Here is a 25,951-nt window from a genome sequence, read left to right as displayed (position 1 = left end):
TAGATGCAAAGGAAGCTTCTCGCCATTCTCACAATGGCGGCGGCCATGAGCGCGTGCGGCGCCGTTCACCGCAACGCATCCAACCAGCCGAGGACGCTCTCTCCAGGACCCTTCTCGCTGGGCTCGATACTTCCGGGCGCGCCGCCAATTACTCCCGATCCCTGGACTCCCTATGAAGTGGAGAAGGGCATGGGCGCGGAGTGGTGTCCGGAAGACCCCGGCGACGATAGCGGCAGAACACGATATGGCGGGCTCAACAGAGCATGCTTGGGTTTGCTGCCCCGGCATCTTGCCGAAGTGCTCATCGCCATCCCGACAGAGCACATCTTTCTCCCGACTGACGTCCGAGCCGATCAGGCACGCCGACCGCAGCCCTACCTGGCGCTGCCAGGGCGTGGGAAACGGCCAGACTTCATGGCAAGTGTTGATATTCTGGAAGGCATCCAGATGCGCTCGTTCGAGGGAACGCAGCCGTCCGACGCCGTCTATCTGGTGATCGGTCCTTTCAAGTGCATCGATGACGATCCCTTGATAACACGGGAAGGCGAATATCTGGTGGAGACGGAAGCCTGCAAGGCGGCGCATGCCGAGCCGCGGCTTTACAAGTGGTCGCGCAAGGGGAGTCTGCGTGACGTTACCAGGGAGTACCTCCCAGAGCCTGCGATGACGCAGGCTGAGCAGGCATTGACCGCGCCCTTCGTGCCCTATCTGGAGACTACGAAACTGGAGCGTGCGCCGGTCATGCGGTGGACCATACCCCTCAAGGACGCCTCTCCTCCCGGTCGGGCAGACGACCATGACTACGATCCGGTCCCGATGCCCGACTGGGTACCTGAGGCCCGGCGATTGGGAAGTAGATTGCATCTTGGCTTTGCGGTCTGGAACGGGAAGAACTTCGAGCTCCAGCAGCGAGTCCCCAGAGTGCTATGGCCCCTGCCCAACTGCGATCCACTGCGGCCGGATGTGAGATGTCGTGCCGGTGACCCGGTTCAAGGCCGAAACGAGGATCCGTTCGTCGACAAGGACGACATTGAGCAAACGACGGGGTCAACCCCATGACCAACCCCCATCCCACGGATGTAACGGATATCGACATTCGTGCCGTCGCGGATCGAGTGATCGCACAGATGCGGCAAGGCCAACCCGACCAGGCATTGCACCTACTTGAAACCGAAAGGCAGGGTGAGCGCAGGGTCGTGCAGGAGGCGTTGGATCGGTACGTGTCCGTTGGTGCACGGGCACAGATCGATGAGATTCATCAGTCTGGTGGGTTGCGATCGCCGGAGTTCGTGCCCGCGCTCGAACGTTTGAGGCAGGCTGGGCAGCCCCCCAGAGTCCCGGACTACAACGGTCGAGAGATCAACCAGCCCAATGAACTGGTTGGCCTGACCAGTGCGCAGAAGTTCGACGTCTATGCCAGCATCGTGACGACGCGAGGAAGCCAGGCGGCATCGGATGCACTGCAGAACGAGGAGAGCGTGCTGCTTGGATTGCGCAAGGAAACATCCACGTTAGCCTCGATGGGTGATCGTGACTCGCGCGGAACTGGGGTCTATGACGACCATATCGTCGTGCTTCGAAAGCAGGCGAATGGCGAGCGTCACGTGTTCATCGCTGATCGCGCGAGTACCGAGCCAACCGCCCAATATGACGAACGCGCGCAACCTGGTCTGCGCCGCGAGAACACGCCATACGCCAATGTGGCATGGCGCCGAAGCGAGGGCGAGGACGTTAACCGGGATGGCATCAGTGATATGGGTAGACTGGCCGAGGGGACCATCGAGATGGCGGATGCCGACCATCCGAACCCGCGATTGGCCAGGACAACTGACGCATTCAGGCCTTCAGCCGAGCAGTTGAGGGCGCCGCGAGACGCGCATCGGTTGCAGCGCGACAGCAATGGCGATGGCTGGTTCACCCACAATGACATCAACGGTGTGCAGGACCTGAATCGAAGCTTCAAGATTCATAGCGGCTCGCGCGCGAATACAGATTCGGCCGGTTGCCAGACGATCCACCCCGAGGATTACCTCGCTTTCAACAATGCTGCCCGAGCCAATCCTCAACAGACCCGCTGGCAATACGTGCTCACGTCGACGGAGGGAGACCTGTTTCATGACGTGAACCGCGGCGGTGAGCAGGAGCAGGAGCCACGGCAACTGCCACTCCCTCAGAGGCCCGATGCTCCCGCTGATGACCGGCAGGGCCGACAACGGCATGAGTTGGGTTCCAGTGACTCCTCGGTAGATCGCTACCTCGCTGCGGTAATGTCCGGCGACAGTGCAGCCGCTGATCGAGCAGCAACCGAGTTCGCACGCTCAGCAGAAGGCCGGCACATGGAAGCGCAGGGAAGCCAATGGCTCGCCCAACACCAGGCCGCAGAGCAGGCGCAGTCGCAGGGCCGGCAGATGGCGCGCTAGGTTATCGCCGGAAAGTCCCATCCACACGGAAATCGAGAACAAGGAGTTGTCATGGAAGACATCAACGCTATGCCCGCCGCCGCGATACCACCCGAGGCCATCAAGGCGCTGATGACGCTGCGTGCCGAAATGGTCCAGCGCGAGACACGCATGAGCGCGGCGATCAATGAGCAAGTGCAGTCACTGCGGCAGGAGGCAGGCCAGTTCCGTCGTGATCTGGCCGCTATGGTGGAAGCGGCCGGCACGCGGATTGCGCAGGATGCCCGCGAAGCGGTTTCTCCCGTTGCCGCGGAGTACGGCCATGCCGTATCCGCCACGTCCGCGCAGTTGCGCAGCGTGGGCAGAACGGTGTGGCTGTGGTTTGCCGCCATCGGCACGACCCTGCTGCTGGTGCTGTTGGTGGCTTGGACGGTGCTGGGCTACTACCGCCGCGAACTGTCCGCCACGAAAGAGGAACTCCAGCGCTATGAAGACGCCGTGCCGGTCGTGCAGGCCTTCTATGCCTCGGATGCGGTGATATGCGGCGACGTCATCTGTACCAATGTCGATCCAGACGGACGGCGTGCGGGTGACAAGGGGCAGTACCGCGCGGCCAAAGTCCGGGTAGCGCGCTGAGCGGGCTGCAGTCTGGCGGGCCAGGAACGCGCTGCAACGTAAACGAATGACCCCGGCCATCCCCGGGGTTTTTCAATTGTGTTGCGCGCCTCCCCGAGGGTCCCGAGCATTTGGTGAGGGGTGATTCGGCAGGAGAGGCGGACCGGTACGATTTATCAAGTTTAAAGGACTATAGGCAACGTATCGTCCTCTGGTGGATTGCAAAGTAGTCCTGCCGGCAAACCCGCCGAACCCACCACCCCCCGAGGATACGACCATGTTCAAGCTGATCCCTGCCTTGCTCGCCGCCGCCCTGGCGGCCACCCTGTCTCCCGCTGCGCAGGCGCGCGATGCTGCGTCTGGTCACCACGATCCGATCAAGAACGTCGTCCTGGTGCACGGCGCCTTCGCTGACGGTGCCGGCTGGCGCCCGGTCTACGACGACCTGACCGCGCGCGGTTACCGCGTCTCGATCGTGCAGAACCCGCTGACCTCGCTCGCCGACGACGTGCAGGCCACCCGCCGCGTGCTGGACCGCCAGGACGGGCCTGCCATCCTGGTCGGCCATTCATGGGGTGGCACGGTCATCACCGAAGCCGGCGTGCACGACAAGGTGGCCGGCCTGGTCTACGTGTCCGCGCTGGCGCCGGACGCCGGCGAAACCACGGCCCAGCAGTACACGGGCTTCGCGCCCACACCGGAGTTCGTGATCGACACCTCCAGCGACGGGTTCGGCTTCATCCGTGCGGATAAGTTCAAGGCGGGCTTCGCCCACGACACCACCGATGTCGATGCGGCCTTCCTGCGCGATTCGCAGGTGCCCATCAACATGTCCGCGTTCGGCACCGTGCTGACAAACGCGGCGTGGCGCAGCAAACCCAGCTGGGCCGTGATCGCCACCGAAGACAAGGCCTTCGACCAGGCCATGCTGATCCACATGGCCGAGCGCATCAACGCGCGCATCACCAAGGTGTCCGCCAGCCACGCCGTCTTCATGACGCAGCCCAAGGTGGTCGCCGACACGATCGATAGTGCGGCACGGCAAGCGGACCAAGCCGCCGAGTAACCGCGCCAGACAACGACGGCTCTGCGACGCCGAGCCGTTGCTGTTCCCAAGGAAGGGCCGCGAGCAGCGGAGCCGGCATGTCGATCCGGGATCCGCTCCTTCGTCGGACAAACAGGGGCAGGTCATGGCCGCCAGCGTGGCGGCCACTGCCTCATTCCATTGAGGAGCGATGCATGACGACGAACGAGAAGGTGAAAGGCCCGGCTTCCTACTTCCCCTCGATAGAGAAGCAGTACGGCAAGCCGGTGGAGCACTGGTTCAAGGTGCTGGATGCCGTCAGCGACCGGAAGCACATGGAGCAGGTGGCCCTGCTGAAGGCGGAACACAAGATGGGCCACGGGCATGCGAATGCGCTGGTGGCGTACCACAAGGCGAAGCGTGGGGGTTAGGAAGCGACGCCCGTTATGCGTGTGGTGACATTCGCGACAGAACACTGCGCTCACCCCAACCTATGGCCTTGGTCGCGCGGAACCGCTTGGAGAGGGTATTCTGGCCGCCGTTTCCGGACCCCTGTTTCCCCCTTGCCCTGGCCGCGAGGCGGCCCGGCTTGACTCAGGTGTTCGGCCATAGCAGACAAGTAGAGAACCATTGAAAGCAAACGATCTCCAAATGAAAACAGACTGGCGCTTCGAAGAGAGCGAGCAGCGGCGGCACTATGTCATTGAGCCGTGGCTCGATGGTCGCCGGGTAGGTCGTGCTCATGGCTGGTTCGAGCCCGGAGAGAGCTTTGTGCTGGAGAAGATCGAGATTGATTCACGGCAGCGCTCACGTGGCTATGGAAGTACGGTGATTGAGCAGCTGCGGCAGAAGGCGCGTGACAAGGGGTGCCGCGAGCTTGTGATCAACAATGTGCGTTCGAGTAACCACAGGGCTATCTCGCTGTATGAGGCCATGGGTGCGAAGGCCGTCCCGCTGTCGGCAAGCCTCTGCGCATTTGTCATTTCACCGCCATAGGCCAGTTCCGAAGCAGGGTTAGAGAACCTTTGCCGGATCCCGGATCCACCCGTTCAGAATTAGGGGTCAGAGTCGATTTTCCCCGGGGAAGTACGGCGATCTGGAAAAGGTACTCTGACCCCTGTTTCGGGGGTAAAGCCAAAGCAATGGTATTTTTCTATGATCAAGCAAGAATCCATGTCGAGGCTTTACTTGCCTAGATTTTTCCGGCCACTTTTTTTGCTGCTGTCGGTCGTGGCACTGCTTTCGTGCACGCCGTATGGCGCTGATGTCGAGGTTGAGCTTGAGGCCGGGAAAAATCTCAACATTACGGTCAAGAATAGGTCTGACGATGTGTTGATCGTGGATGATCGATTGCTGGGGTTGATCAATGATTCGGTGATCAAGGTGGAAGTGGCGCATCCGAACGGGACCATCGTTCCGTTCTGCAACTACATCGACTATGTGGCTTCTGGGAAGAGAGTGTCTTTGGTGCCTCATGGGGAGTCGGTCATCTCGATTCCCCTCACTGCCATTACCGCGACGCACTGCCTTCCAGCCAACAAACAATATCTGTTCCGAGCAGTGCGGGTTTCTGGAGGCGAAGTGGTTTCGCGCTCCGACTGGGTGGCGTTCCAAGCCAAGTCTCTTCTTGAGGGATGAACAGCAGGCGATGGCCGACGGCAGTAGCCGAAATCATTGTCTCGCTTCACAAAGAACAAGGCCCGCATGAGCGGGCCTTGTTCTTGTGCCGGTATGGGAACGCGCCGGCGTCAAACCGCCTCGAACCGATTCGCTGCCACGTTCTTCCGCACCTTCGCCGGATCCCAGATCCGCCCGTTCATGGCGATGTACACGCCTGCCGGCAGCGACTGCACCGCGCCGATCGCGCAGCCGATGTTGAACTCCGCGTCCGAGCCGCGGAAGCGGGCCGGGCTGAGGGCGCCGGTCATCACGATGGTCTTGTCCGGGATGGAGGCCAGCACATGGCCCGTCTGCACCATGCTGTCGGTGCCGTGCGTGACCAGCACATGCTTCGTCGGCTGCGCGGCGATGGTCGCGCGGATCAGCTCGCGGTCCTCGTCGGTGATGTGCAGCGAATCCTTGCGCAGGATCGGGATGACGGTGAAGCGGAACGTCACGCCCAGCTCGCGCAGGATCATGCCGATCTGCGGGTCGCCGATCTGGTAGTCGGACTTGTCGTCGAAGTAGATCTTGTCGATCGTGCCACCGGTGGTGACGATCAGCAGCTCGTCCATCTCTATGCTCCTGCCGGCGCTCGCGGCGCGCCTGGCGTTGTATCCGGGGGTGTCAGGTCGTACGGCTCGCCGTAGTGCCGGCAGATCGCTTCCAGCGCGGGCGACGGCGGTGCGACGACCACGCGATTATCGCCGCGTTGCCGGGTGAACGTGCATTGCACGCTGGTGACGTTGCCGTCGTCGTCGCCACCGGCATCCACCTGCACCATCAGGTCCATGCTGTCGTAGTCGAGCGGTCCGGCGCGTGGTGTCTCCAGGCGCCACAGGTGGAATTCCCAGCTGCAGCAACTGCTGCGCCCGGATTCCACCAGCCAGCCATCGATGACCTGCAATTCGTAATAGCCGCCGCTGAAAAAGTGGCGCAGCGTCCGCGTGGCCGGATCGATCCGGTACACATCGCCCTCGCAGTTGGGCCCGGCGCCGCACATGCCCCGGACTTCCACCTCGTGCATCCCGTCCCCGTCCAGGTCCACCAGGCCGGCGTGGCCCATTGGCGTCTCGGTGACATCCTGCTCGACCTGCAGGCGGTCGCATACAAGGCCGTCGGCACATATCAGCTCGGCGACGTAGCGGCGCATGGCGGAAGTGGAACACTCGGTGCGCAGCGACAACGTACTGCCATCGCGGTTCTCCACGCGTGCCGGATTGCGCGGCTCGCAGAGGGCATCCTGCGCCCATGCACTGGGCGACAGCAGGCATAGCAGCAGCGCGGCAACGAAACGCATCACTCCTTCCTGCCGAACCGCTTGGCGAAGGCGGGCCAGCTGGTAGCCAGCACGATGCCGATGGACAGCACGATGCCACCCCAGGCGAACGGCGCCTTCACCGGATCGGCCCACGCCACCATCACCGCATGCGAAAACCAGAACAGCGCGAAGACGCCCGCCCAGAACGCGGCCGTGCGCCGGCGCGCCATCACCCCGATCATCAGCAGGATCGGCGGCAGGGCGAACACCAGCAGTGCCAGCGTGTACTGGCGGTCGCCGTAGAACCACACGGCATACAGGATGGCCAACAGTTGCAGCAGCGCGGCCAGCAGAAGACGTGAGCGATCCATCAGCGCACCTCCAGCCGGCGGGCGATGTCGGCCACGCGGCGCCCCAATGCACGTGCGAGTGCGGCTTCATCATCGCTGGGCTGCGGATCGTCCTCGCCACCGGCCACATGGCTTGCGCCGTAGGGCGTGCCCCCCGTGCGCGTGCTGCTGAGCTGGGGCTCGGTGAACGGAATGCCCACGATCACGCAGCCGTGATGCAGCAAGGGCACCTGCATCGACAGCAGGGTCGATTCCTGCCCGCCGTGCTGGGTGGCGGTGGAGGTGAACACGCCTGCAGGCTTGCCCACCAGCGTGCCGCTGGCCCACTCCGCGCCCAGACCGTCGATGAAGTGCTTCACCGGCGCGGCCATGTTGCCGAAGCGGGTGGGGCTGCCCAGCACCAGGCCCGCGCATTCGGCCAGGTCCTGCCGGTCCACGTAGGGGGCGCCGTCCTCGGGCACCGGCGGTGCGGCCTGCTGCGTCACGGCGGCCACGGGCGGCACGGTACGCAGCCGCGCGGACATGCCCTCCACTTCGCCCACGCCCCGCGCGATCTGCCGCGCCAGCTTCGCCACGGACCCGCCGCGGCTGTAGTAGAGCACCAGGATCTCGGGCATCGGACCGTCTTCGTCACCGGGGAAGTGCCTAGTATCGGCGATGTCGCCTCCATGACGCATCGGTTACCCTTCCGCCCATGGAGCCACTGGACTCGTTGAACCGCTGGACAGAACGCATGCGCGACCGCGCGCGCATGGGCACGTTCTTCCGCTTCCTGGCCAAGCGCTTCCTCGACGACCGCCTGTTCCAGGCCGCCGGTTCGCTGGCCTACACCACGCTGTTCGCGCTGGTGCCGCTGGCGATGGTGGTGTTCGGCGTGCTGTCGGCGTTCCCCGTGTTCCAGGAGTGGAGCGCGCAGCTGCGCGACTACATCTTCGCCAATTTCCTGCCGGGGGCGGCGGTCAGTTTGAAGGAGAAGCTGGACGGCTTCCTCGCCAACACGGGCAAGTTGACTGCGGTGGGCGTGATCGCGCTGGTGGCGTCGCTGCTGATCACGCTCAACAGCATCGAGGCCACGTTCAACCGCATCTGGCGCGTGCGCAGCGCGCGGCCGAAGCTGTCGCGCTTCCTGGTCTACTGGACGGTGCTGACGCTGGGCGCGCTGATGGCCGCGGCATCGCTGGCATTGTCCGCGCGTTTCTACGCCTTGCCGGTGTTCGCGACCAGCGGGGGGCGTTGGCTGCAGACGCTGTCGCTGAGCGTGGCGCCGGTACTGATCGAACTGGCGGCCATCGTGGTGATCTACCGCGTGGTGCCGCACCGGACCATCAAGTGGCGCTATGCGATGGCGGGCGCATTGCTGGCGACCGTGTTGCTGGAACTGGCGAAGTGGGGCCTGGGCGCCTACCTGGGCAGCTTCAATACCTACCAGAAGATCTATGGTGCGGTGGCGGCCGCGCCGATCCTGCTGCTGTGGATCTACCTGTGCTGGATTGCGGTGCTGTTGGGCGCGTCGCTGGCGTCGGGCATGGCCGCGTTCCGTTACCAGCCGGTCGCGTTGCGGTTGCCGCTGGGCTACGAGATCTATGGCTTGCTGCGCATGTTGGGGCGCTTCGCGCAGGCGCGCGAGAAGGGGCGCGGCCTGCACAGCGACCAGATCCTCGCCCTGGAGCCGATGCTGACCGATTCGCTGATCCAGCAGATGCTGGGCCAGCTGTCCGAGATCAACCTGCTGCGCCGTGACGAGGAAGGCGAGTGGCTGCTGGCACGCGACCTGGACGACCTGACCCTGTGCGACCTGTACGAAGCCTGCCAGTTGCGTATTCCCGTTGCGGAGGCGCATCTGCCGTTCCACGATGATGCCTTGGGCTGCGCGGCGCGCCGTGCGCTGGACGACCTGCGCATGCCCTTGCGCGAACTGCTGAAGAAACGCGTCAGCGATCTGTTCACCGAATCCCACCAGGAGCCCGCATGAAGTCCGTTCCCTCCCTTTCGCTGGCTGCCATCCTGCTGTTGGCCGCGTGCAACGCAGGGTCGGCCCCCGCCGAGGTGGCGGAACCGGCGATCGAAGCGCATGTGCAGTCGGTGGACCCAGCCGCCGAGAAGCCCGCCGACCGCACCGCGGACGTCCCGGCGCTGCAGGTTAAGACACTCGACGGTGCCGATTACACGCTGGCCACGCGCCGCGGGAAATGGGTGGTGGTGAATTTCTGGGCCACCTGGTGCGCGCCCTGTCTGAAGGAGATGCCCGATCTTTCCGCGCTGGACAGGGACAACGAGCACATCGAGGTGATCGGACTGGCGTACGAGGAAATCGAAACAGATGAGCTGAAGGCCTTCCTGGCCGAACGGCCGGTGGTGTATCCGATCGCCATCCTCGATGTGTACAACCCCCCGGCCGATTTCGCCACGCCGCGCGGCCTGCCGCTCACGTACCTGATCGCGCCGGACGGCAAGGTCGCCAAGCAGTTCCTCGGCCCGGTGACCGGCAAGGAGATCGCGGCGGCCATCGCGGCGGCGGGCGGTCCGGCAGCGAAGGCCTGATGGCGGCGGCGCGCTTCCTGGTCAGCGGCAAGGTGCAGGGCGTGTTCTTCCGCGCGTCCACGCGAGAGCGCGCATTCGATCTGGGGCTGAGCGGTCGCGCCACCAACCTTGCGGACGGACGCGTGGAAGTGATCGCCCAGGGCGATGCGACGGCACTCGATGCGCTGGAGGCGTGGCTTCGCCAGGGACCACCCGCCGCGCGCGTGGACGCGGTCGTGCGTGGGGTGTGGATGGGCCCGGTGAACGACGGGTTTGTCACGGGCTGATCGGGTCGAGCCGGGGAAACGCGGGATCACGATCAGGCAAGCGTAGCCGTTCGGATCCCTTCGTGGTGAGCTCGTCGAACCACGCTTTTCACGGCAAAGCGGGGTCGTCTTGATCTGCAGATTCAACGCAGGGAGCGTGGTTCGACAGGCTCACCACGAACGGGATCTACGACAGGCTCACCATGAGCGGGGTCCACGACAAGCCCACCGCGAACGGCGTCTTCGACAGGTTCACCACGCCCTGAGTCTTTGACGGTTTCACCACGAACGAGGTCAGTGAATCAGCGATGGCCTAGGGCTGGTCGCCTGCATTGTGCAGGCGCAGGGCGCGCGCGGCCTGCTGGTCGTCCAGTGGTGGTGGCCGCGCGGTCGCCGGTTGCTCCGGTTCTTTCCACCCGGGGATCTTCCGCGCACCCTTCTGCACCTGTTGTGCGGCCAGCCCGACGAGGACGGGCACGATGCCGCCGTTCTTGCCGAGTTGTTCCAGGCTGGTCGGTTCCTTCCAGCGACGGCTGAATACCGTGGGTGCGACGTCGACGGGATTCTCGAAGCGGTAGAGGTCCACCACTTCTTCCGGGTCCGGCCGCACGGTGAGGGTGTCCAGCGTCGTCGCGGCTGGGTCCGTGGTCGTGGCGGCGTCCTGCGCCATCGCGGGCGCGGAGACCAGCCACAGCGTGGCCATCAGTGCCGATCGCATCGATCAGCCGCCGCGGCGCGGCTTGATCGGCTTGAGCACGCCGTAGCGTTCCTTGTGCAGCTTGCCCTTCAATGGGGGCAGGCCCAGCGGTTCCAGCGGTACCTGCGTATCAGGCAGGCGGTCCAGCAGGTCGCGGATCAGGGTGAGGCGGCCGCTGCGCTGGTCGTTGAAGTCGACCAGTGTCCACGGCGCATGCTGCGTGTGCGTCGCCTTGAGCATCGCTTCGCGCGCGGCGGTGTAGTCGGCGTATTTCTCGCGCGCTTTCAGGTCGATCGGCGACAGCTTCCAGCTCTTCAGTGGCTCGTCGGCGCGTTCGGCGAAGCGCTCCTCCTGCTGGGCCTGGTCCACGCACAGCCAGTACTTGAACAGCAGGATGCCGTCGTCGGTGATGCCTTTCTCGAACACCGGCGCCTGTGCGAGGAATCGCGCGTGTTGTTCATCGGTGCAGTAACCCATCACCTTCTCGACACCGGCGCGGTTGTACCAGCTGCGGTCGAACAGCACGATCTCGCCGGCGGCCGGCAGGTGTGTGATGTAGCGCTGGAAGTACCACTGCGTGGCTTCGCGTTCGCTGGGTTTCGGCAGTGCCACCACGCGGCATTGGCGTGGGTTGAGGTGTTCGGTGATCGCGCCGATGGCGCCGCCCTTGCCGGCGGTGTCGCGGCCTTCCATCACCACCACGATGCGGGCGCCGCAGTGCGACGCCCAGCGTGCCATCGCCGCCAGTTCGAGTTGCAGGGGCTTGAGCCGGTCTTCGTAGTCCTTGCGTTTGAGGGTCTTCATCGCGTGTCCTGTGCGGTGGCGGGGGATTCAGCGTTTGCGGCGGGCATGGCCTGCCATGCCGCGTGCGACTTCCAGCAAGGCGCCTTGCTGGCGGGTGTTGAGGGCGCGGTAGGCGGCCAGCAGGTCGTGCTCGCCCCGTGTGCGTGCGGGGTCCAGCGTCGTCGCCAGTTCCGACAGCAGCGCGCCTGCGGGAACGCCGAAGGCACGTGCCAGGGCGGCGAGCTGGTCGCCGCCGGGCAGCTTCTCGCCGGCCAGCCACGATTTCACCGTGGCCACGCCGGCGCGCGGGATGGCGGCGGCGAGATCGGCGGCGGTCAGGCCGCTGGCCTTGGTCAGCAGGCGCAGGGTGGCATCGAGCGACATGGCGGGCTCTCCTTGCTCATTCCTTCAGGCGGGGGCGCAGCGTGGCCAGGTTGCAGGGCCGTGTGCGTGCGTCGAGTTGGGCGCGGATGATCTTCTCCCACGCCGTGCGGCAGGCCGAGGTGGAACCCGGCAGGCAGAACAGGAAGGTCTGGTTGGCGAGCCCGGCGAACGCGCGCGACTGCAGCGATGACGTGCCGATCTCCGCGACGCTGACGTGCCGGAACAGTTCGCCGAAGCCCGGCATTTCCTTGTCCAGCAGCGGGAGCAGGGCTTCCGGCGTGGAGTCGCGACCCGTGAAGCCGGTGCCGCCGGTCACCAGGATGCCGTCGACTGCGGGATCGGCGATCCACTGCGAGACCTGCGCGCGCAGGCGGTAACGGTCGTCGGGCAGCAGCGCGCGGTCATGCAGGTGGTGTCCTTCCTGCGCGAGCGCCTCGGCGAGGTAGTCGCCGGAGCGATCCTCGGCGAGTGTGCGGCTGTCGGAGACGGTCAGCACGCACAGGTGCAACGGGATCAAGGCGTCGGCATGGCTCATGCCCGAAGGGTAGCGCAATCGCGGGTCAGCCGAGCGGCGCGGGTGGCAGCCCCTTGCGGTGCCGGTCAGCCATGCGCCAGGCGACGTCGGCGAAGCCTTCCGCGAACCGCGGCATGTCGAACAGCGGCGCGTGCGCGATCGCGGCCTGCAGGCGCACGCGCAGGTCCGTGCGTGCCGCGGCATCGCGGCCCAGCCGGATCCCTGTCGCGACGAAGGCCTCGTCGTCGGTCACGTTCATCTCGTGAAGGCCGAGATGATGGTTGAGGCTGCCTGCGACGCGTGCCGCGAACGTCTCACCCGGGCAGGTCAGTGCCGGGCAGCCTGCCCACAGCGCGTCGGACGCGGTGGTGTGCGCGTTGTAGGGGTGCGTGTCGAGGAACAGGTCCGCATGCCGGTAGCGCGCCAGGTACTCCGCATGCGGCAGCTTGCGCGTGAACACCAGGCGCGCCGGATCCACGCCGCGCGCCTGCGCCGCTGTGCGCAGGCGGTCGTCGGCCCGCCCCGGGCCGGAGAGCAGCCACAGCACGCTGTCGTCGACGTTCGCCAGTATGTCGAGCATCCGGGCCAGGCTGCGAGCGTTCACCTTGTAGCTGTTGTTGAAGCAGGCGTAGACCACGCCGGTGCCGGGAAGGCCGCAGGCCTCGCGCGGGGGTGGCGTGTCGAGCGTGCGACGCGTATCGGACGGTTGGAAGGCGCCGGGCAGGTAGGCGACGGCTTCGCTGTACGCCGGCACCAACGCCTCGGGCAAGGCGAAGCGATCCGCCAGCACGTAGTCGATCCACGGCGCACCGGAGGTGCCGGGATAGGCCAGCCAATTGACCTGCACGGGCGCGGGCCGCATGGCCAGCACTTCCGGCGTGCCGCCCCCACCCCAGCCGCGCAGGTCGTAGAGCACGTCGATGCGCTGGTCGCGGATGGCCTGCGCGATGCGCGCATGCGGGAGGCTCGCGAGATCGTACAGGTGCGTCGCCGTCGCCAGCCGTTGGCGGATGGGGCTGCCATCGTCGGGCGTGAGGGCGAACAGGTGCGTGGATACCGTGGCGTGCGCCTGCAGGGCTTCGAAGAACGCCACCGTCAGCAGACCGGTGGGATGCGCGCCGAAGCCATTGGACAGGAAGCCCAGGCGCAGCGGCGCGTCTTCCGTCGCGGGCGATGCGGGCGGCAGCGGACGGACGACCGACGCCAGCGCCTGTGCCCGTTGCCGTGCGCATGCCAGCTGCTCCTGCGGGGTGGCGTCTTCGCTGAGGAAGGCGAACGGCTCCACCACGCCGCGACCCTCGCGCACGGCGCGCCGCACCTGCGCCGACAGCGCATCGAGGTCACGCCAGTCGCAGAGTTTGCGGCGCCAGTTCAACAGGTGGGCGGCGAACATGGGCTCGCCCGGCAGCAGCCGGTAGGCCTGCTCGTAGGCCTGCGCGGCGGACTCGGCGTCACCGGCGTCTTCGAGGGCATGGCCGAGCCACAGCGCGATGCCCGGGTGCTGGGGCGCCTGCGCAGCCGCCTCGCTCAATGCCTGTGCCGCCTGCGCGTGCCGACCCGACAACCAGTGGCTGCGGCCGAGACGCGCGAGGGCTTCCGGGTGGCGCGGGCGCAGATCCAGTGCGCGCTCGGCGGCACGCCGGCCTGCGTCCGTATCACCGTGGTCCAGCTCGGCATCCGACAGCATGACCCACGCGATGAAGTCCTGCGGCGCCTGCCGTACGTGCAGCTGCAATCGCGCGCGCTCGTCGCGTGGATCGTCAACGGTCACCGCGACCGCCTGGCTTGAGGGAGCAGGTGGCGCTGGGGGGCGTGGTGGCGATCATGGACGGCAGCCTAGCGAGCATCGACAGCGCACGACAAGCCTTGCACTACGCGCGATGCATGTGGGAGTGACGCCCGTCGCGAACGGCGCACCCATGTCGCGAATTTGGTCGCTCCCACATCGGGGAAGCAGGCTCCCACGTCGTGCAGGCTAGAGCGGCAGGCGGAAACGCAGCGTGCCGTCGTACGGCACCCAGCCCATCGCGCGGTAGAGCGCCTGTGCGGTGGCGTTGTCGTGGTCGGTTTCCAGTTCCAGCCGCAACGCTCCGTCGGCGTGCGCGAAATCGGCAGCGGCCGACAGCAATGCGCGCGCAACGCCCTTGCGGCGCGCCTCCGGCAGTACGAGCAGGTCGTTGAGGATCCAGACCCGCGACGCGCTGACGGAAGAAAAGGCGGGATACAACTGGGTGAAGCCGACGGCCGCGTCGTCTACCCACGCCAGCAGGATGACGGACTCGTCGCGCTCCATCCGCTCGCGGATGAAATCCCGTGCCAATGCCGGGTCCGAGGGCTGACCGTAGAAGCCGCGGTAGTGGTCGAACAGGCGGGCGACGACGTCCAGGTGCGTCAGTCCCGTCCGGCGGACCACCGTCGTCATGCCGCCTCCGTCAGTCGTGCCAGTTCGTCCGCCAGGTGCTCGCGGCCGAGACGGTCGATCAGTTCGTCCAGGCTGCCCTGGATGATGTTGGGCAGGTCGTACAGCGTGAGGCCTTCGACGCGATGGTCGGTGATGCGGCCCTGCGGGAAGTTGTAGGTGCGGATGCGCTGGCTGCGGTCGCCGCTGCCGACCTGCAGTTTGCGCGATTCGGCCTGCGCGGCCTGCTGCCTGCTGCGTTCGGCATCCAGCAACTGTGCCTTCAGCCGCTTCATCGCCTTGTCGCGGTTGGCGTGCTGGCTGCGCTCGGTCTGGCATTCCACCACCACGCCGCTGGGCACATGGGTGATGCGGATCGCGGACTCGGTCTTGTTGACGTGCTGGCCGCCGGCGCCGGAAGAACGGAAGGTGTCCACCCTCAGGTCGGCCGGGTTGATGACGATGTCGTCGACCTCGTCGACGTCGGGAATGATCGCCACCGTCGCGGCGGAGGTGTGGATGCGGCCCTGCGATTCGGTTTCCGGGACGCGCTGCACGCGATGGGTGCCGGATTCGAACTTGAGCTTCGAATAGGCGCCGCGGCCGACGACGCGCGCCACGATTTCCTTGTAGCCGCCGTGCTCGCCCGGGCTGTCGGATTCGATCTCCACCTTCCAGCCCTGGCGTTCGGCATAGCGCGCATACATGCGGAACAAGTCACCGGCGAAGATCGCCGCTTCGTCGCCACCCGTGCCGGCGCGCACTTCGAGGAACAGGTTGCCCTCGTCGCGGTTGTCCTTGGGCAGCAGCAGCAGCATCAGCTCGTCGTCCAACTGCGCCAGGCGCTGCTGTGCGGCGGCGATCTCTTCGTCGGCCAGTTCGGCCAGCTCGGGGTCGCCACGCATCGCCTGCGCGGCGGCCAGGTCGGCCTGCGCACGCTTTTCTTCCGCCATCGCGGTGGCAACGGGCTCCAACTGGGAAAACTCACGCGAGAGATTCCGGAAACGGTCGCTGTCGCCGATCACGCCCGGATCGGCGAGCAGGCGTTCGAGTTCTTCCCGGCGTTCGGCCAGCGCTTCGAGCTTACGGCGCAGCGTCGGCGTCATCGTCTTTGTCTTTCTTCAGGTGGGAGTAGGGCGGTTGCGCGGGGAACAGACGATCGGCGGCGCGCGCCAGTTCGGCGTCGCCACTCACGGCGGCCTCGCGCAATGCAGCGGTGGGCGGGTGCAGCAGGCGGTTGGTCAGCGTGTGGGCGAGGAACTCCAGTACCTGCTCCGGTTCGCGGCCGTTGGCGAGTTGTTGCCGCGCCTTCGCCAGTACGTCCTCGCGCGTGGACTCGCCCAGCGCGCGCAGGCGCTTGAGCGGTTCCTGGCGGGATCCGGCCAGCAGGCTTTCCATGAAGCGGCCGACCTGCACGTCGATGATGGCCTCGGCGGCGTCGGCGGCTTCCCGCCGGCTGCGGCGGTTGTCTTCGACCGCGCGCTCCAGGTCATCGACCGTGTAGAGGTAGGCATCGCGCAACTCGGCCACGGATGCCTCGATGTCGCGCGGGACGGCCAGGTCGAACAGCAGCATCGGCTTGTGCTTGCGCTTGGCCAGTGCGGCGGCGACCTGCGCCTGCAGTACGACGGGTTCGCGCGCAGCGGTAGCGGAGAACACCACGTCGGCTTCGGCCAGGTGGCGCTCCAGTTCGGCCAGCGGCAGGGCGTAGCCGCCGTGGCGGGTGGCCAGTTCCTGTGCGTGCGCGAGCGTGCGGTTGGCGACCAGCAGGCGGCGCACGCGACCTTCGCTGAGGTGCTTGGCGGCCAGCTCGATGGTTTCACCGGCGCCGACCAGCAGCACGGTGGAGTCGCTGAGGCGGGCGAAGGAGTTCTGTGCCAGGCGCACTGCCGTCGAGGCGACGGATACCGGATTGGCCCCCACGCGGGTGTCGGTGCGTGCGCGCTTGGCGACGGCGAAGGTCTGCTGGAACAGGCGGTCCAGGCGGTTGCCCAGCGCGCCGTGTTCACGCGCCGTGGCCCAGGCATCCTTCACCTGGCCGAGGATCTGCGGCTCGCCCAGCACCATCGAATCCAAGCCCGTCGCGACCCGGAACAGGTGGCGGACGGCATCCGCATCCCGGTGACGGTAGAGGTAACCTTCAAGGCCCTCGGCATGCGTGGCCAGCCAGCTCGCCAACACGTCGCCGTCTTCCGCCACCGCATACAGCTCGGTGCGGTTGCAGGTGGACAGCAAGGCGGCTTCGACCACATCGGGCAGCGCCCGCAGCGACGACAACGCATGCGGCACCGTGCCGGCGTCGAACGCCACCCGTTCGCGCAGGTCGACCGGCGCGGTCTGGTGGTTCAATCCGAGGACCCACAACGTCATCGTTCAGGCGCTTGCAGTAAGCTGCTGGCTCATATCAGGGCCGCCATTTTACGGCCGACGTGACGTTCATGCCCGAAATGATTCGCACCTTGTTTGCCGCGCTGGCGATGGCGGCCGCCATGCCGTCGGCGCTGGCCGCATCGTCGGCCTCGCCCGGCCAGCGGCAGGACGACGCGCTGACCACGGTGATGGCGGGCGAGTTCGCCCTGCAGGCGGGCCAGTTGCCGGATGCCGCGCGCTGGTACCTGGACGCGGCGCGGGAGCAGGACGATGACGCCGGGCTGGCCGAACGCGCCACCCGCATTGCGCTGCTGGCCAAGGACGATGCCCGTGCCGGCGAAGCGATCAAGCTGTGGCGTGAGCGTTCGCCCCGCACCCTTGCGCTGCGCGGTGCGGAGGCCACGCTGGCACTGCGCAAGGGGCAGAGGCGGGCTGCGCTGCGCGAGTTGGCCGGGCTGATGAAGGATCCCGACGAACTGGGTTGGCGTTACGCGCTGACGGCGTTGGCAAGTGGCGGGAAGGACCCTGAGCTGCCGGCGCGGCTGCTGCGCGACCTGCTCGACGATGGCGCCATGCCCGACAAGCTGCAGGCCTGGCTGGCATTTACCGGCCTGGCCCAGCAGATGGACGAGCCCGCGCTGGCCGAACGGATGGTCGGCGATGTGGTCAAGCGCTTCTCAGGGGAGCCGCTGGTCGCCCTGCTGCAGGCCAGCCAACTGTTGCAGGCGGATCGTAAGCAGGAGGCCCGGGCAGTGCTGGACGGTCTGCTTCCCAAGGCCGCGGGCGACGCAGCGCTGCGACTCAAGCTGGCCGAGGAGTACGACAGGTTGGGCGATCCGGCGGCGGCCTCGCGCGCGCTGGGCCAAGGGCCGCAGGACACGCTGACCTATGGTCTGCGGGCGCAGTTGCTGGCCAAGGCGGACGATACGGCGTCTCTGGGCGAGCTGTATGAGGAGCTCAAGCAGGCGGCTTCGGGTGCGGGGCAACCGACCCAGTACAGCCCGGATCGCCGGTTGCTGCTGGGGCAGATGGCGGAGTTCCTGAAGCGTCAGGATGAGGCGCTGGCGTGGTACCGGAGCGTGCCCGCCGGCGAACAGCGGGCGGAAGCGCGTCTGCGCGCGATCAACACCCTGTTCGAACTGGAGCGGAAGGACGAAGCCTTCGCGGAGGCCCGCAAGTTGCAGGGCGATGCCAGCGTCGAAGACGGCACCCGCCGCGACGCGTATCTGATGGAGGCCGAGCTGCAGCAGAAAGACAAGCAGGACGAAGGCCAGATGGAGGTCTTCGCCCGCGGGCTGGCGGCGTACCCCGATGACCTCGCGCTGTTGTATTCGCGCGGACTGGCCTGGGAGCGGCGAGATCGCATCGACCATGCCGAGGCCGACTTCCGGCGCATCCTGGTGATCGAGCCGGACAACGTGGCCGCGCTCAATGCGCTGGGCTACACCTTGGCCGACCGCACCACGCGCTATCAGGAGGCGCTGGAACTGATCGATCGGGCGCGCACCGCCGCGCCGGAAGATGCGGCCATCATCGACAGTTATGGCTGGGTGCTTTACCGGCTGGGGCGCAATGCGGAGGCGCTGGTGGAATTGCGTCGTGCGTTCACGCTGCAGAAGGACCCCGAGATCGCCGCCCATGTGGCGGAAGTGCTGTGGGTGATGGGGCAGAAGGACGAGGCGCGCCGTTATTTCGAAGAAGCCCGCAAGCTCGACCCCGATAACCGCTCGCTGCTGCGGGCGCTGGAGAAGACAGGCGCATGAAGGTTTCAGGATTCCTGCTGGCGGGGCTCGCGGCCCTGTCGATGGCGGGCTGCGCCACGCGCGGTACCACGGTGGACTCGCCTGTCCTGCGCGATCCCGCGGCGCTGGCGGCGGCGCAGGCCGCCCAGGCCACGCGCACGGCATGGCTGGCCTCGCAATCCGACTGGTCGTTCGCTGGGCGCGTGGCGGTCAATGCGAACGGAAAGGGGGGCAGTGGCCGCATCGACTGGCAGCAGACCGGGTCGAGCTATCTGGTCGCGCTGAGCGCCCCGGTCACCCGCCAGAGCTGGCGCCTCAGCGGGGACCTGCGCACCGGCGCTGCTCGGCTGGAAGGGTTGGAGGGCGGGCCGCGCGACGGTGCGGAGGCGGGCGACCTGTTGCGTGCCGCTACGGGCTGGGACATTCCGGTCGCCTCGATGGTCCACTGGGCCCGGGGCGTCGCGGATCCCGCGGCGCCGGCGGAAGGCATGGAATACGGTGCCGACGGCAGGCCGAGGACCCTGATGCAGCACGGGTGGCGGGTCGATTACCTGGACTGGCTCCCGGCCGAGGGTGCGCAGCCCGCCATGCCGCGGCGCATGGAGGCGCGCCGGCAGGATGCCACGGTGAAAGTCGCTGTCGACCAGTGGCACCTGACGCCGCCATGAGCCCCTTCCCCCGGGAAGAGGGCTGGTCGGCCTGGCCTGCCCCGGCCAAGCTCAACCTCGCATTGCAGATCACCGGTAGGCGCGCCGACGGTTACCACCTGCTGCAGACCGTGTTCCGCTTGCTGGAATGGGGGGACACCGTCCATGTCCGGCTTCGCACGGAGGAGCGCGTGTGTCGGGTCGGCGCGTCCGTTCCCGGTGTCGCCGAAGCAGACGATCTCCTCGTGCGGGCAGCCGAACTCCTGAGAAAAGAGGCCAATGTCGCCCAAGGCGTCGATATCGGCATCGAAAAGCGGATTCCTGCCGGAGGCGGTTTCGGCGGGGGTTCCTCGGATGCGGCCACCGTGCTCGTGGCGCTGGATCATCTGTGGGGTTGCCGGCTGGGGTGGGGGGCGCTGGCGTCCCTGGGCCTGCGGCTGGGTGCGGATGTGCCCGTCTTCGTGCGTGGTGAGAATGCCTGGGCCGAAGGCGTGGGCGAAATCCTGACGCCGCTGGTGCTGCCTCCGGCCTGGTATCTGCTGGTCGATCCCGGTGTCCACGTGCCCACGGCGGCACTTTTCGCATCACCGGATTTGACGCGTGATGCTGCACCCGCGAAAATATCGGACTTCGTTTCGGGATCACTGCTCGGCAACGCGTTCGAGCCGGTCGTGCGTCGCCGGGAGCCTGCCATCGAGGCAGTCTTCCAGGCCCTTTCGCACATCGGCACGCCACGTTTGACGGGTTCCGGTGGCGGCTGCTTCGTGGAGTTCGCCGACCGGGCCTCTGCCGAGGCTGCGCTGGCGACCTTGCCTTCCGGGCTGCATGCCCGGGTGGTGGAGGGCGCCGTGCGATCGCCACTGCTGCGCGCGCTGGAGTCGTGTCGCGAGACGGAGAAAAACGCCTAGGGGCGTCGCCAAGTGGTTAAGGCACCGGGTTTTGATCCCGGCATTCGTAGGTTCGAATCCTTCCGCCCCTGCCAATTCACTGTGTCCTAGCCGCACCTGCCGAGACGACCATGCAAGACGAACGCAACCTGCTTGTCTTCTCCGGCAACGCCAACAAGCCGTTGGCGAATAGCATCTGCCGCGAACTGGGCGTGCGTCCGGGCAAGGCGCTGGTATCCCGTTTCTCGGACGGCGAAGTGCAGGTCGAGATACAGGAGAACGTGCGCCGGCAGGAAGTGTTCGTCGTGCAGCCGACCTGCGCGCCGAGCGCCGAGAACCTGGTGGAGTTGCTGGTGCTGATTGATGCGCTGAAGCGCGCCTCGGCCAGCAGCGTCACCGCGGTGGTGCCGTACTTTGGCTACGCCCGTCAGGATCGCCGCATGCGCTCATCGCGCGTGCCGATCACGGCGAAGGTGGCGGCGAAGATGTTCGGCGCCGTCAGCGCCGATCGCGTGCTGACGGTCGATCTGCACGCGGACCAGATCCAGGGGTTTTTCGACATCCCGGTCGACAACGTGTACGCGTCCCCGCTGCTGCTGGCCGACATCTGGCGCGCCTACGGCACGGAGAACCTGCTGGTCGTGTCGCCCGACGTGGGCGGCGTAGTGCGCGCCCGTGCAGTGGCCAAGCGGCTGGATGACGCCGATCTGGCCATCATCGACAAGCGCCGTCCGCGCGCCAACGTCGCCACGGTGATGAACATCATCGGCGACGTGGAAGGCAAGGACTGCGTGCTGGTGGACGACATCGTCGACACCGCCGGCACCCTCTGCGCCGCTGCGGCGGCGCTGAAGCAGCACGGCGCCAACAAGGTGGCGGCGTACTGCACCCACCCCGTGCTTTCCGGCCCGGCGGTGGACAACCTGAACAACTCGGTGCTCGACGAACTCGTCGTCACCGACACCATCCCGCTCTCGCCGCAGGCGCAGGGCTGCAGCAAGATCCGCCAGCTGTCGGTGGCGGAACTGCTGGCGGAAACGATCCGCCGCATCGCTTTCGGCGAATCGGTCAGCTCGCTGTACGTGGATTGATTCTCCGCCGCACGCCGGGACACCGGCGCGTGGCTTTCCGGGTTCATCTGGTCGCGGATGAGCCTTCATCAGATCGCCACACGGCGGTCCAACAACTAGGTAGTGAAGCAAATGGCTAAGACACATGAAATCAAGGTCGAGCGCCGCGAAGACGAGGGTAAGGGTGCGAGCCGCCGCCTCCGTCACGCGGGCACCGTGCCTGCCATCGTCTACGGTGGCGAACTCAAGCCGGTCAGCATCCAGCTGAACCACAACGAAGTCTGGCTGGCCTCCCAGCACGACTGGTTCTACTCGTCGATCCTGGACCTGAGCCTCAATGGCGACATCCAGAAGGTCCTGCTGCGTGACATGCAGCGCCACCCGTTCAAGCAGCAGATCATGCACCTGGACTTCCAGCGCGTGAACGAGAACGAGACCCTGCGCACCGCGGTGCCGCTGCACTTCCTCAACGAAGACAAGTCGCCGGCCGGCAAGTCCGCCGAAGTCGTGGTCACCCACGAGCTGAACGAAGTCGTCGTCGAGTGCCTGCCGAAGGACCTGCCGGAATTCATCGAGATCGATCTGGCCGACCTGGCCATCGGCGCGGTGATCCACCTGTCGGAAGTGAAGCTGCCGGCCGGCGTCACGATCCCCGAGCTGAAGCTGGGCAAGGAGCACGACGTCGCCGTCGTGATCGCCAAGCACGGCAAGGAAGAGGTCGAAGAAGCTCCGGCGGAATCGGCCGAAGTGCCGGCCGCCAAGGTCGCCAAGAAGGACGACAAGTAATCGCGTGAGCCTTCGCCCGCTCCGGCGGGCGAGGGTGCGCGGTGCGTCCCCATGGCAGGCTTGCGCCTCATCGTCGGACTGGGCAATCCCGGTGCCGAACATGCCCGAACCCGGCACAATGCCGGGTTCCATTTTGTCGACGCCCTGGCGGAGCGGCAGGGTGAGCGGTTCGGGCTGGACAGCAAGCTGTTCGGCGAGACCGCGAAAGTCGTGGTCGCGCGTCAGCCGGTCTGGCTGCTGAAACCGGCCACCTACATGAACCTCAGCGGCAAGTCGGTCGCGGCGGCGTTGCGTTTCTGGAAGATCGCCCCGGAGGAGGCGCTGCTGGCGCATGATGAGCTGGATCTGGCGCCCGGCGCGGCGCGGCTGAAGTTCGACGGCGGCCACGGCGGCCAGAATGGCCTGCGCGACACCATGCAGCATCTTGGGCACGGCAAGTTCCATCGGTTGCGGATCGGCATCGGTCATCCCGGCCACAAGGACCGGGTGACCAGTTGGGTGCTGGGCAAGCCGGGCAAGGACGACGAGATCCTGATCGCGCGGGCGATCGACGACGCCCTGGATGTGCTGCCGCTGGCGGTGGCGGGCAACTTCATGGATGCGATGACGCGGCTGCACACGCAGAAGCCGTGATTGGTGATTGGTGATTTGCAGGGCACGGATCGGGCCGCGAATCACCAATCACGAATCACGAATCCCGGATGTAGACATGGGTATCAAATGCGGCATCGTAGGCCTGCCGAACGTAGGCAAGTCCACCCTGTTCAACGCGCTGACCAAGGCGGGCATCGCCGCGGCCAACTTCCCGTTCTGCACTATCGAGCCGAATGTGGGCGTGGTGCCCGTGCCGGACCTGCGCCTCAACCAGCTGGCCGAGATCGTCAAGCCGCAGAAGGTCATCCCGACCGCGGTGGAATTCGTCGACATCGCCGGCCTGGTGGCGGGCGCCGCCAGTGGTGAAGGTCTGGGCAACAAGTTCCTGGCGCACATCCGCGAAGTGGATGCGATCACCCATGTGGTTCGCTGCTTCGAGAACGATGACGTCATCCACGTCAACAACCGGATCGACCCGCTTTCGGACATCGACACCATCGACACCGAACTGGCGCTGGCTGACCTGGAGAGTGTCGAGAAGGCGCTCAACCGTGCCGAGCGCTCCGCCAAGGCGGGCGAGAAGGACGCCATTGCCCGCAAGCCCGTGCTGCAGAAGCTGCAGGCCGGCCTCAACGACGGCAAGCCCGGCCGCGCGCTGGGCCTCGATGACGAAGAAAAGGCGCTGGTCCGCGACCTGTTCCTACTGACCCTGAAGCCGGTGATGTACGTGGCCAACGTGCTGGAGGACGGGTTCGAGAACAACCCGCACCTGGACGCCGTGCGCGCCCGTGCCGCCACCGAGGGTGCCCAGGTGGTGCCGGTGTCGGCCGCCATCGAGGAAGAACTGTCCCAGCTGGATGATGCCGACCGGGACGCCTTCCTGACCGATCTCGGCCTGGACGAGCCTGGCCTGAACCGGGTCATCCGGGCGGCGTATACGCTGCTGGGCCTGCAGACCTACTTCACCGCCGGCGTCAAGGAAGTGCGCGCGTGGACGGTGCGGGCCGGGTCCACCGCTCCCCAGGCGGCGGCCGTGATCCATACGGATTTCGAGAAGGGCTTCATCCGGGCCGAGACCATCGCCTTCGACGACTTCCTCAAATACAAGGGTGAGGCGGGCGCCCGCGACGCGGGCCGCCTGCGGCTGGAGGGCAAGGAGTATCGTGTGCAGGAAGGCGATGTCCTGCATTTCCGGTTCAACGTCTGAGAAAAAAGTGTGTCCGGCGCGTTGACAGATGGACCGGCACACGCCAAAATCTCGGGCTGTTTCACCCTGGTTTGATTTGGCCCACCAGCCCAGTCAGTCCGGTGATCCCGGAGGGATACCCAAGCGGCCAACGGGGGCAGACTGTAAATCTGCTGGCTTACGCCTTCGGTGGTTCGAATCCACCTCCCTCCACCAGTTTTCGTTGTTGCTTCGTGTTGTAGTGGTCTCCCGGTGCGGGAGTAGTTCAATGGTAGAACTGTAGCCTTCCAAGCTACTAGTGCGGGTTCGATTCCCGTCTCCCGCTCCACTGAACATCCGTGCAGGATCTGCGGCAATCCAGGCGACACAACCGGTTTCACGCTCACGTAGCTCAGTCGGTAGAGCACCTCCTTGGTAAGGAGGAGGTCGAAGGTTCGATTCCTTTCGTGAGCACCACTTCCATCCATTGATCCACTCGAGAACCAGCAGCCATGGCAAAGGGTAAGTTCGAACGCACCAAGCCCCACGTGAACGTGGGCACGATTGGTCACGTTGACCACGGCAAGACGACGCTGACGGCGGCGCTGACGAAGATCGGCGCGGAGCGTTTCGGTGGCGAGTTCAAGGCCTATGACGCGATCGACGCAGCGCCGGAAGAGAAGGCGCGCGGCATCACGATCTCCACGGCCCACGTGGAATACGAATCCGCCTCGCGCCATTACGCGCACGTGGATTGCCCGGGCCACGCCGACTACGTGAAGAACATGATCACCGGTGCCGCCCAGATGGACGGTGCGATCCTGGTGTGCTCGGCCGCCGACGGCCCGATGCCGCAGACCCGCGAGCACATCCTGCTCTCGCGCCAGGTCGGTGTGCCGTACATCGTCGTGTTCCTGAACAAGGCCGACATGGTGGACGACGCCGAGCTGCTGGAGCTGGTGGAGATGGAAGTTCGCGAGTTGCTGAGCAAGTACGAGTTCCCGGGCGATGACACCCCGATCATCTCGGGCTCGGCCCGCCTGGCGCTGGAAGGCGACCAGAGCGAGATCGGCGTGCCGGCGATCCTGAAGCTGGTCGATGCGCTGGACACCTGGATCCCGACCCCGGAGCGCGACGTCGACAAGCCGTTCCTGATGCCGGTGGAAGACGTGTTCTCGATCTCGGGTCGCGGCACCGTGGTGACCGGCCGTATCGAGCGCGGCGTGATCAAGGTGGGCGAGGAAATCGAGATCGTCGGTATCCGTCCGACCCAGAAGACCACGGTCACGGGCGTGGAAATGTTCCGCAAGCTGCTGGACCAGGGCCAGGCGGGCGACAACGCCGGTCTGCTGCTGCGCGGCACCAAGCGTGACGACGTGGAGCGTGGCCAGGTGCTGGCCAAGCCGGGTTCGATCACCCCGCACACCGAGTTCGAAGCCGAAGTCTACGTGCTGAGCAAGGACGAAGGCGGCCGCCACACCCCGTTCTTCAAGGGTTACCGTCCGCAGTTCTACTTCCGCACGACCGACATCACCGGTGCGGTGACCCTGCCGGAAGGCGTGGAAATGGTCATGCCGGGCGACAACATTAAGATGGTGGTGACGCTGATCAACCCGGTGGCGATGGACGAAGGCCTGCGTTTCGCGATCCGCGAAGGCGGCCGTACTGTCGGCGCCGGCGTGGTGGCCAAGATCATCAAGTGACGTCCTGATCCGGGTGGGCGCTGCCCACCCGGCTTCGTCCGGCCGTCATCCCCGCGCAGGCAGGGATCCATGGCCTGATGAAGCGACAAGGGCGGACCGGAACCTCGGTCCGCCTTC

General features: G+C 66.2%; 30 protein-coding genes and 4 tRNA genes. 22 read left to right on the top strand and 12 right to left on the bottom strand.

The genetic code is table 11. The features are described 5' to 3' along the window. Positions 1-3 precede the first annotated feature (3 nt). The 7 genes from OY559_RS15020 to OY559_RS14990 all read left to right on the top strand — a co-directional run bounded on the left by OY559_RS15020 (position 4) and on the right by OY559_RS14990 (position 5,676). The gene (locus tag OY559_RS15020; RefSeq protein ID WP_277727016.1) at positions 4-1,059 is read left to right on the top strand and encodes a hypothetical protein; all 1,056 of its coding nucleotides are present in this window, start codon (positions 4-6) and stop codon (positions 1,057-1,059) included. Further along, positions 1,056-2,420 (top strand): hypothetical protein, encoded by a 1,365-nt coding sequence (locus tag OY559_RS15015; protein WP_277727015.1) that lies wholly within the window; start codon positions 1,056-1,058, stop codon positions 2,418-2,420. Before OY559_RS15020 ends, OY559_RS15015 begins: the two co-directional genes overlap by 4 nt. A 51-nt stretch (positions 2,421-2,471) precedes the next feature. Beyond that, the gene (locus tag OY559_RS15010; protein ID WP_277727014.1) at positions 2,472-3,035 is read left to right on the top strand and encodes a hypothetical protein; all 564 of its coding nucleotides are present in this window, start codon (positions 2,472-2,474) and stop codon (positions 3,033-3,035) included. A 256-nt stretch (positions 3,036-3,291) separates the two neighbouring features. After that, the gene (locus OY559_RS15005) at positions 3,292-4,080 is read left to right on the top strand and encodes an alpha/beta fold hydrolase (protein ID WP_277727013.1); all 789 of its coding nucleotides are present in this window, start codon (positions 3,292-3,294) and stop codon (positions 4,078-4,080) included. A 173-nt stretch (positions 4,081-4,253) separates the two neighbouring features. Further along, complete coding sequence (locus OY559_RS15000; protein WP_277727012.1) at positions 4,254-4,469, top strand: DUF4287 domain-containing protein; 216 nt, start codon at positions 4,254-4,256, stop codon at positions 4,467-4,469. A 220-nt stretch (positions 4,470-4,689) separates the two neighbouring features. Further along, positions 4,690-5,034, top strand: coding sequence for a GNAT family N-acetyltransferase (locus OY559_RS14995; protein ID WP_277727010.1), 345 nt, complete (start codon positions 4,690-4,692; stop codon positions 5,032-5,034). A gap of 159 nt (positions 5,035-5,193) precedes the next feature. Next, a complete protein-coding gene (locus tag OY559_RS14990) occupies positions 5,194-5,676 on the top strand; it encodes a hypothetical protein (protein WP_277727009.1) in 483 nt (160 codons plus the stop codon). Between the two features lie 110 nt (positions 5,677-5,786). On the opposite strand, the gene OY559_RS14985 is transcribed toward OY559_RS14990, so the two are convergent. Genes OY559_RS14985 through wrbA form a run of 4 tightly spaced genes read right to left on the bottom strand, consistent with a single transcriptional unit; the run spans position 5,787 to position 7,925 of the window. After that, on the bottom strand, positions 5,787-6,272 hold the full coding sequence (locus OY559_RS14985) for an asparaginase domain-containing protein (protein ID WP_192201835.1): 486 nt from the start codon (positions 6,270-6,272) through the stop codon (positions 5,787-5,789). A gap of 2 nt (positions 6,273-6,274) precedes the next feature. Next, positions 6,275-6,997 (bottom strand): hypothetical protein, encoded by a 723-nt coding sequence (locus tag OY559_RS14980; protein ID WP_277727008.1) that lies wholly within the window; start codon positions 6,995-6,997, stop codon positions 6,275-6,277. After that, a complete protein-coding gene (locus OY559_RS14975) occupies positions 6,997-7,329 on the bottom strand; it encodes a DUF2069 domain-containing protein (protein WP_277727007.1) in 333 nt (110 codons plus the stop codon). Before OY559_RS14975 ends, OY559_RS14980 begins: the two co-directional genes overlap by 1 nt. Next, on the bottom strand, positions 7,329-7,925 hold the full coding sequence (wrbA, locus tag OY559_RS14970) for an NAD(P)H:quinone oxidoreductase (RefSeq protein WP_277727006.1): 597 nt from the start codon (positions 7,923-7,925) through the stop codon (positions 7,329-7,331). Before wrbA ends, OY559_RS14975 begins: the two co-directional genes overlap by 1 nt. Before the next feature lie 77 nt (positions 7,926-8,002). Between wrbA and OY559_RS14965 the strand changes: the two genes are divergently transcribed. Genes OY559_RS14965 through OY559_RS14955 form a run of 3 tightly spaced genes read left to right on the top strand, consistent with a single transcriptional unit; the run spans position 8,003 to position 10,115 of the window. Next, positions 8,003-9,280, top strand: coding sequence for a YihY family inner membrane protein (locus tag OY559_RS14965; RefSeq protein WP_277727005.1), 1,278 nt, complete (start codon positions 8,003-8,005; stop codon positions 9,278-9,280). After that, complete coding sequence (locus OY559_RS14960; protein WP_343228725.1) at positions 9,277-9,849, top strand: TlpA family protein disulfide reductase; 573 nt, start codon at positions 9,277-9,279, stop codon at positions 9,847-9,849. Before OY559_RS14965 ends, OY559_RS14960 begins: the two co-directional genes overlap by 4 nt. Next, complete coding sequence (locus OY559_RS14955) at positions 9,849-10,115, top strand: acylphosphatase (protein WP_277727004.1); 267 nt, start codon at positions 9,849-9,851, stop codon at positions 10,113-10,115. The genes OY559_RS14960 and OY559_RS14955 overlap by 1 nt, the downstream gene beginning before the upstream one ends. A gap of 292 nt (positions 10,116-10,407) precedes the next feature. On the opposite strand, the gene OY559_RS14950 is transcribed toward OY559_RS14955, so the two are convergent. The 8 genes from OY559_RS14950 to hemA all read right to left on the bottom strand — a co-directional run bounded on the left by OY559_RS14950 (position 10,408) and on the right by hemA (position 17,240). Continuing rightward, a complete protein-coding gene (locus OY559_RS14950) occupies positions 10,408-10,812 on the bottom strand; it encodes a hypothetical protein (RefSeq protein ID WP_277727003.1) in 405 nt (134 codons plus the stop codon). A gap of 3 nt (positions 10,813-10,815) precedes the next feature. Beyond that, complete coding sequence (gene ppk2 / locus OY559_RS14945) at positions 10,816-11,595, bottom strand: polyphosphate kinase 2 (RefSeq protein ID WP_277727002.1); 780 nt, start codon at positions 11,593-11,595, stop codon at positions 10,816-10,818. Positions 11,596-11,622: 27 nt separating this feature from the next. Beyond that, a complete protein-coding gene (locus OY559_RS14940; protein WP_192201819.1) occupies positions 11,623-11,958 on the bottom strand; it encodes a helix-turn-helix domain-containing protein in 336 nt (111 codons plus the stop codon). Between the two features lie 16 nt (positions 11,959-11,974). Further along, the gene (moaB, locus tag OY559_RS14935; RefSeq protein ID WP_277727001.1) at positions 11,975-12,493 is read right to left on the bottom strand and encodes a molybdenum cofactor biosynthesis protein B; all 519 of its coding nucleotides are present in this window, start codon (positions 12,491-12,493) and stop codon (positions 11,975-11,977) included. Positions 12,494-12,518: 25 nt separating this feature from the next. Then, a complete protein-coding gene (locus OY559_RS14930; RefSeq protein ID WP_277727000.1) occupies positions 12,519-14,243 on the bottom strand; it encodes an O-linked N-acetylglucosamine transferase, SPINDLY family protein in 1,725 nt (574 codons plus the stop codon). Between the two features lie 204 nt (positions 14,244-14,447). Continuing rightward, on the bottom strand, positions 14,448-14,894 hold the full coding sequence (locus OY559_RS14925) for a GNAT family N-acetyltransferase (protein WP_277726999.1): 447 nt from the start codon (positions 14,892-14,894) through the stop codon (positions 14,448-14,450). After that, positions 14,891-15,976 carry a peptide chain release factor 1 gene (gene prfA / locus OY559_RS14920; protein ID WP_277726998.1) on the bottom strand — a complete coding sequence of 362 codons (1,086 nt, stop codon included), beginning with the start codon at positions 15,974-15,976 and terminating at the stop codon, positions 14,891-14,893. Before prfA ends, OY559_RS14925 begins: the two co-directional genes overlap by 4 nt. After that, positions 15,954-17,240 (bottom strand): glutamyl-tRNA reductase, encoded by a 1,287-nt coding sequence (gene hemA, locus OY559_RS14915; RefSeq protein ID WP_277726997.1) that lies wholly within the window; start codon positions 17,238-17,240, stop codon positions 15,954-15,956. The genes prfA and hemA overlap by 23 nt, the downstream gene beginning before the upstream one ends. Positions 17,241-17,359: 119 nt before the next feature. Here hemA and OY559_RS14910 point away from each other — a divergent pair, with 119 nt between their 5' ends. From OY559_RS14910 to tuf, 12 genes are all read left to right on the top strand, one after another. Continuing rightward, positions 17,360-19,003: a tetratricopeptide repeat protein gene (locus OY559_RS14910; RefSeq protein WP_277730020.1), complete on the top strand. Its 1,644-nt coding sequence runs from the start codon at positions 17,360-17,362 to the stop codon at positions 19,001-19,003. Beyond that, positions 19,000-19,650, top strand: a complete 651-nt coding sequence (gene lolB, locus OY559_RS14905; protein WP_277726996.1) for a lipoprotein insertase outer membrane protein LolB — start codon at positions 19,000-19,002, stop codon at positions 19,648-19,650. The genes OY559_RS14910 and lolB overlap by 4 nt, the downstream gene beginning before the upstream one ends. After that, the gene (ispE, locus tag OY559_RS14900; RefSeq protein WP_277726995.1) at positions 19,647-20,537 is read left to right on the top strand and encodes a 4-(cytidine 5'-diphospho)-2-C-methyl-D-erythritol kinase; all 891 of its coding nucleotides are present in this window, start codon (positions 19,647-19,649) and stop codon (positions 20,535-20,537) included. Before lolB ends, ispE begins: the two co-directional genes overlap by 4 nt. Beyond that, positions 20,536-20,611, top strand: a tRNA-Gln gene (locus tag OY559_RS14895). The genes ispE and OY559_RS14895 overlap by 2 nt, the downstream gene beginning before the upstream one ends. Before the next feature lie 36 nt (positions 20,612-20,647). Next, positions 20,648-21,607, top strand: coding sequence for a ribose-phosphate diphosphokinase (locus tag OY559_RS14890; RefSeq protein WP_055940747.1), 960 nt, complete (start codon positions 20,648-20,650; stop codon positions 21,605-21,607). Between the two features lie 111 nt (positions 21,608-21,718). Continuing rightward, positions 21,719-22,372, top strand: coding sequence for a 50S ribosomal protein L25/general stress protein Ctc (locus OY559_RS14885; RefSeq protein ID WP_277726994.1), 654 nt, complete (start codon positions 21,719-21,721; stop codon positions 22,370-22,372). A 51-nt stretch (positions 22,373-22,423) separates the two neighbouring features. Beyond that, positions 22,424-23,005: an aminoacyl-tRNA hydrolase gene (pth, locus tag OY559_RS14880; RefSeq protein WP_277726993.1), complete on the top strand. Its 582-nt coding sequence runs from the start codon at positions 22,424-22,426 to the stop codon at positions 23,003-23,005. A gap of 76 nt (positions 23,006-23,081) precedes the next feature. Next, on the top strand, positions 23,082-24,173 hold the full coding sequence (gene ychF, locus OY559_RS14875) for a redox-regulated ATPase YchF (RefSeq protein ID WP_142125895.1): 1,092 nt from the start codon (positions 23,082-23,084) through the stop codon (positions 24,171-24,173). Positions 24,174-24,282: 109 nt separating this feature from the next. Further along, positions 24,283-24,368, top strand: a tRNA-Tyr gene (locus OY559_RS14870). 38 nt (positions 24,369-24,406) lie between these two features. Next, positions 24,407-24,480, top strand: a tRNA-Gly gene (locus tag OY559_RS14865). Positions 24,481-24,532: 52 nt separating this feature from the next. Next, positions 24,533-24,608: transfer RNA gene (locus tag OY559_RS14860), tRNA-Thr, on the top strand. A gap of 35 nt (positions 24,609-24,643) precedes the next feature. Beyond that, positions 24,644-25,834, top strand: coding sequence for an elongation factor Tu (tuf, locus tag OY559_RS14855; protein WP_192272445.1), 1,191 nt, complete (start codon positions 24,644-24,646; stop codon positions 25,832-25,834). The last annotated feature ends 117 nt before the right edge of the window (positions 25,835-25,951 follow it).

This window comes from Pseudoxanthomonas sp. SE1, assembly GCF_029542205.1.
Classification (GTDB): domain Bacteria; phylum Pseudomonadota; class Gammaproteobacteria; order Xanthomonadales; family Xanthomonadaceae; genus Pseudoxanthomonas_A.
The sequence above is the reverse complement of the archived record's forward strand: the minus strand, read 5'-3'. Positions and strand labels throughout refer to the sequence as shown.

Bases quoted from the DNA above. Each gene is read 5' to 3' on its own strand.
- ispE (WP_277726995.1), top strand. From the start codon at position 19,647: ATGAGCCCCTTCCCCCGGGAAGAGGGCTGGTCGGCCTGGCCTGCCCCG.
- hemA (WP_277726997.1), bottom strand. From the start codon at position 17,240: ATGACGTTGTGGGTCCTCGGATTGAACCACCAGACCGCGCCGGTCGAC.
- OY559_RS14955 (WP_277727004.1), top strand. From the start codon at position 9,849: ATGGCGGCGGCGCGCTTCCTGGTCAGCGGCAAGGTGCAGGGCGTGTTC.
- OY559_RS15010 (WP_277727014.1), top strand. From the start codon at position 2,472: ATGGAAGACATCAACGCTATGCCCGCCGCCGCGATACCACCCGAGGCC.
- OY559_RS15015 (WP_277727015.1), top strand. From the start codon at position 1,056: ATGACCAACCCCCATCCCACGGATGTAACGGATATCGACATTCGTGCC.
- lolB (WP_277726996.1), top strand. From the start codon at position 19,000: ATGAAGGTTTCAGGATTCCTGCTGGCGGGGCTCGCGGCCCTGTCGATG.
- OY559_RS14950 (WP_277727003.1), bottom strand. From the start codon at position 10,812: ATGCGATCGGCACTGATGGCCACGCTGTGGCTGGTCTCCGCGCCCGCG.
- OY559_RS15020 (WP_277727016.1), top strand. From the start codon at position 4: ATGCAAAGGAAGCTTCTCGCCATTCTCACAATGGCGGCGGCCATGAGC.
- OY559_RS14990 (WP_277727009.1), top strand. From the start codon at position 5,194: ATGATCAAGCAAGAATCCATGTCGAGGCTTTACTTGCCTAGATTTTTC.
- OY559_RS14960 (WP_343228725.1), top strand. From the start codon at position 9,277: ATGAAGTCCGTTCCCTCCCTTTCGCTGGCTGCCATCCTGCTGTTGGCC.
- OY559_RS14975 (WP_277727007.1), bottom strand. From the start codon at position 7,329: ATGGATCGCTCACGTCTTCTGCTGGCCGCGCTGCTGCAACTGTTGGCC.
- moaB (WP_277727001.1), bottom strand. From the start codon at position 12,493: ATGAGCCATGCCGACGCCTTGATCCCGTTGCACCTGTGCGTGCTGACC.
- OY559_RS14985 (WP_192201835.1), bottom strand. From the start codon at position 6,272: ATGGACGAGCTGCTGATCGTCACCACCGGTGGCACGATCGACAAGATC.
- tuf (WP_192272445.1), top strand. From the start codon at position 24,644: ATGGCAAAGGGTAAGTTCGAACGCACCAAGCCCCACGTGAACGTGGGC.
- prfA (WP_277726998.1), bottom strand. From the start codon at position 15,976: ATGACGCCGACGCTGCGCCGTAAGCTCGAAGCGCTGGCCGAACGCCGG.
- wrbA (WP_277727006.1), bottom strand. From the start codon at position 7,925: ATGCCCGAGATCCTGGTGCTCTACTACAGCCGCGGCGGGTCCGTGGCG.
- OY559_RS14885 (WP_277726994.1), top strand. From the start codon at position 21,719: ATGGCTAAGACACATGAAATCAAGGTCGAGCGCCGCGAAGACGAGGGT.
- OY559_RS15000 (WP_277727012.1), top strand. From the start codon at position 4,254: ATGACGACGAACGAGAAGGTGAAAGGCCCGGCTTCCTACTTCCCCTCG.
- pth (WP_277726993.1), top strand. From the start codon at position 22,424: ATGGCAGGCTTGCGCCTCATCGTCGGACTGGGCAATCCCGGTGCCGAA.
- OY559_RS14925 (WP_277726999.1), bottom strand. From the start codon at position 14,894: ATGACGACGGTGGTCCGCCGGACGGGACTGACGCACCTGGACGTCGTC.
- OY559_RS14995 (WP_277727010.1), top strand. From the start codon at position 4,690: ATGAAAACAGACTGGCGCTTCGAAGAGAGCGAGCAGCGGCGGCACTAT.
- OY559_RS14890 (WP_055940747.1), top strand. From the start codon at position 20,648: ATGCAAGACGAACGCAACCTGCTTGTCTTCTCCGGCAACGCCAACAAG.
- ychF (WP_142125895.1), top strand. From the start codon at position 23,082: ATGGGTATCAAATGCGGCATCGTAGGCCTGCCGAACGTAGGCAAGTCC.
- OY559_RS14965 (WP_277727005.1), top strand. From the start codon at position 8,003: ATGGAGCCACTGGACTCGTTGAACCGCTGGACAGAACGCATGCGCGAC.
- OY559_RS14980 (WP_277727008.1), bottom strand. From the start codon at position 6,997: ATGCGTTTCGTTGCCGCGCTGCTGCTATGCCTGCTGTCGCCCAGTGCA.
- ppk2 (WP_277727002.1), bottom strand. From the start codon at position 11,595: ATGAAGACCCTCAAACGCAAGGACTACGAAGACCGGCTCAAGCCCCTG.
- OY559_RS14940 (WP_192201819.1), bottom strand. From the start codon at position 11,958: ATGTCGCTCGATGCCACCCTGCGCCTGCTGACCAAGGCCAGCGGCCTG.
- OY559_RS14910 (WP_277730020.1), top strand. From the start codon at position 17,360: ATGCCGTCGGCGCTGGCCGCATCGTCGGCCTCGCCCGGCCAGCGGCAG.
- OY559_RS15005 (WP_277727013.1), top strand. From the start codon at position 3,292: ATGTTCAAGCTGATCCCTGCCTTGCTCGCCGCCGCCCTGGCGGCCACC.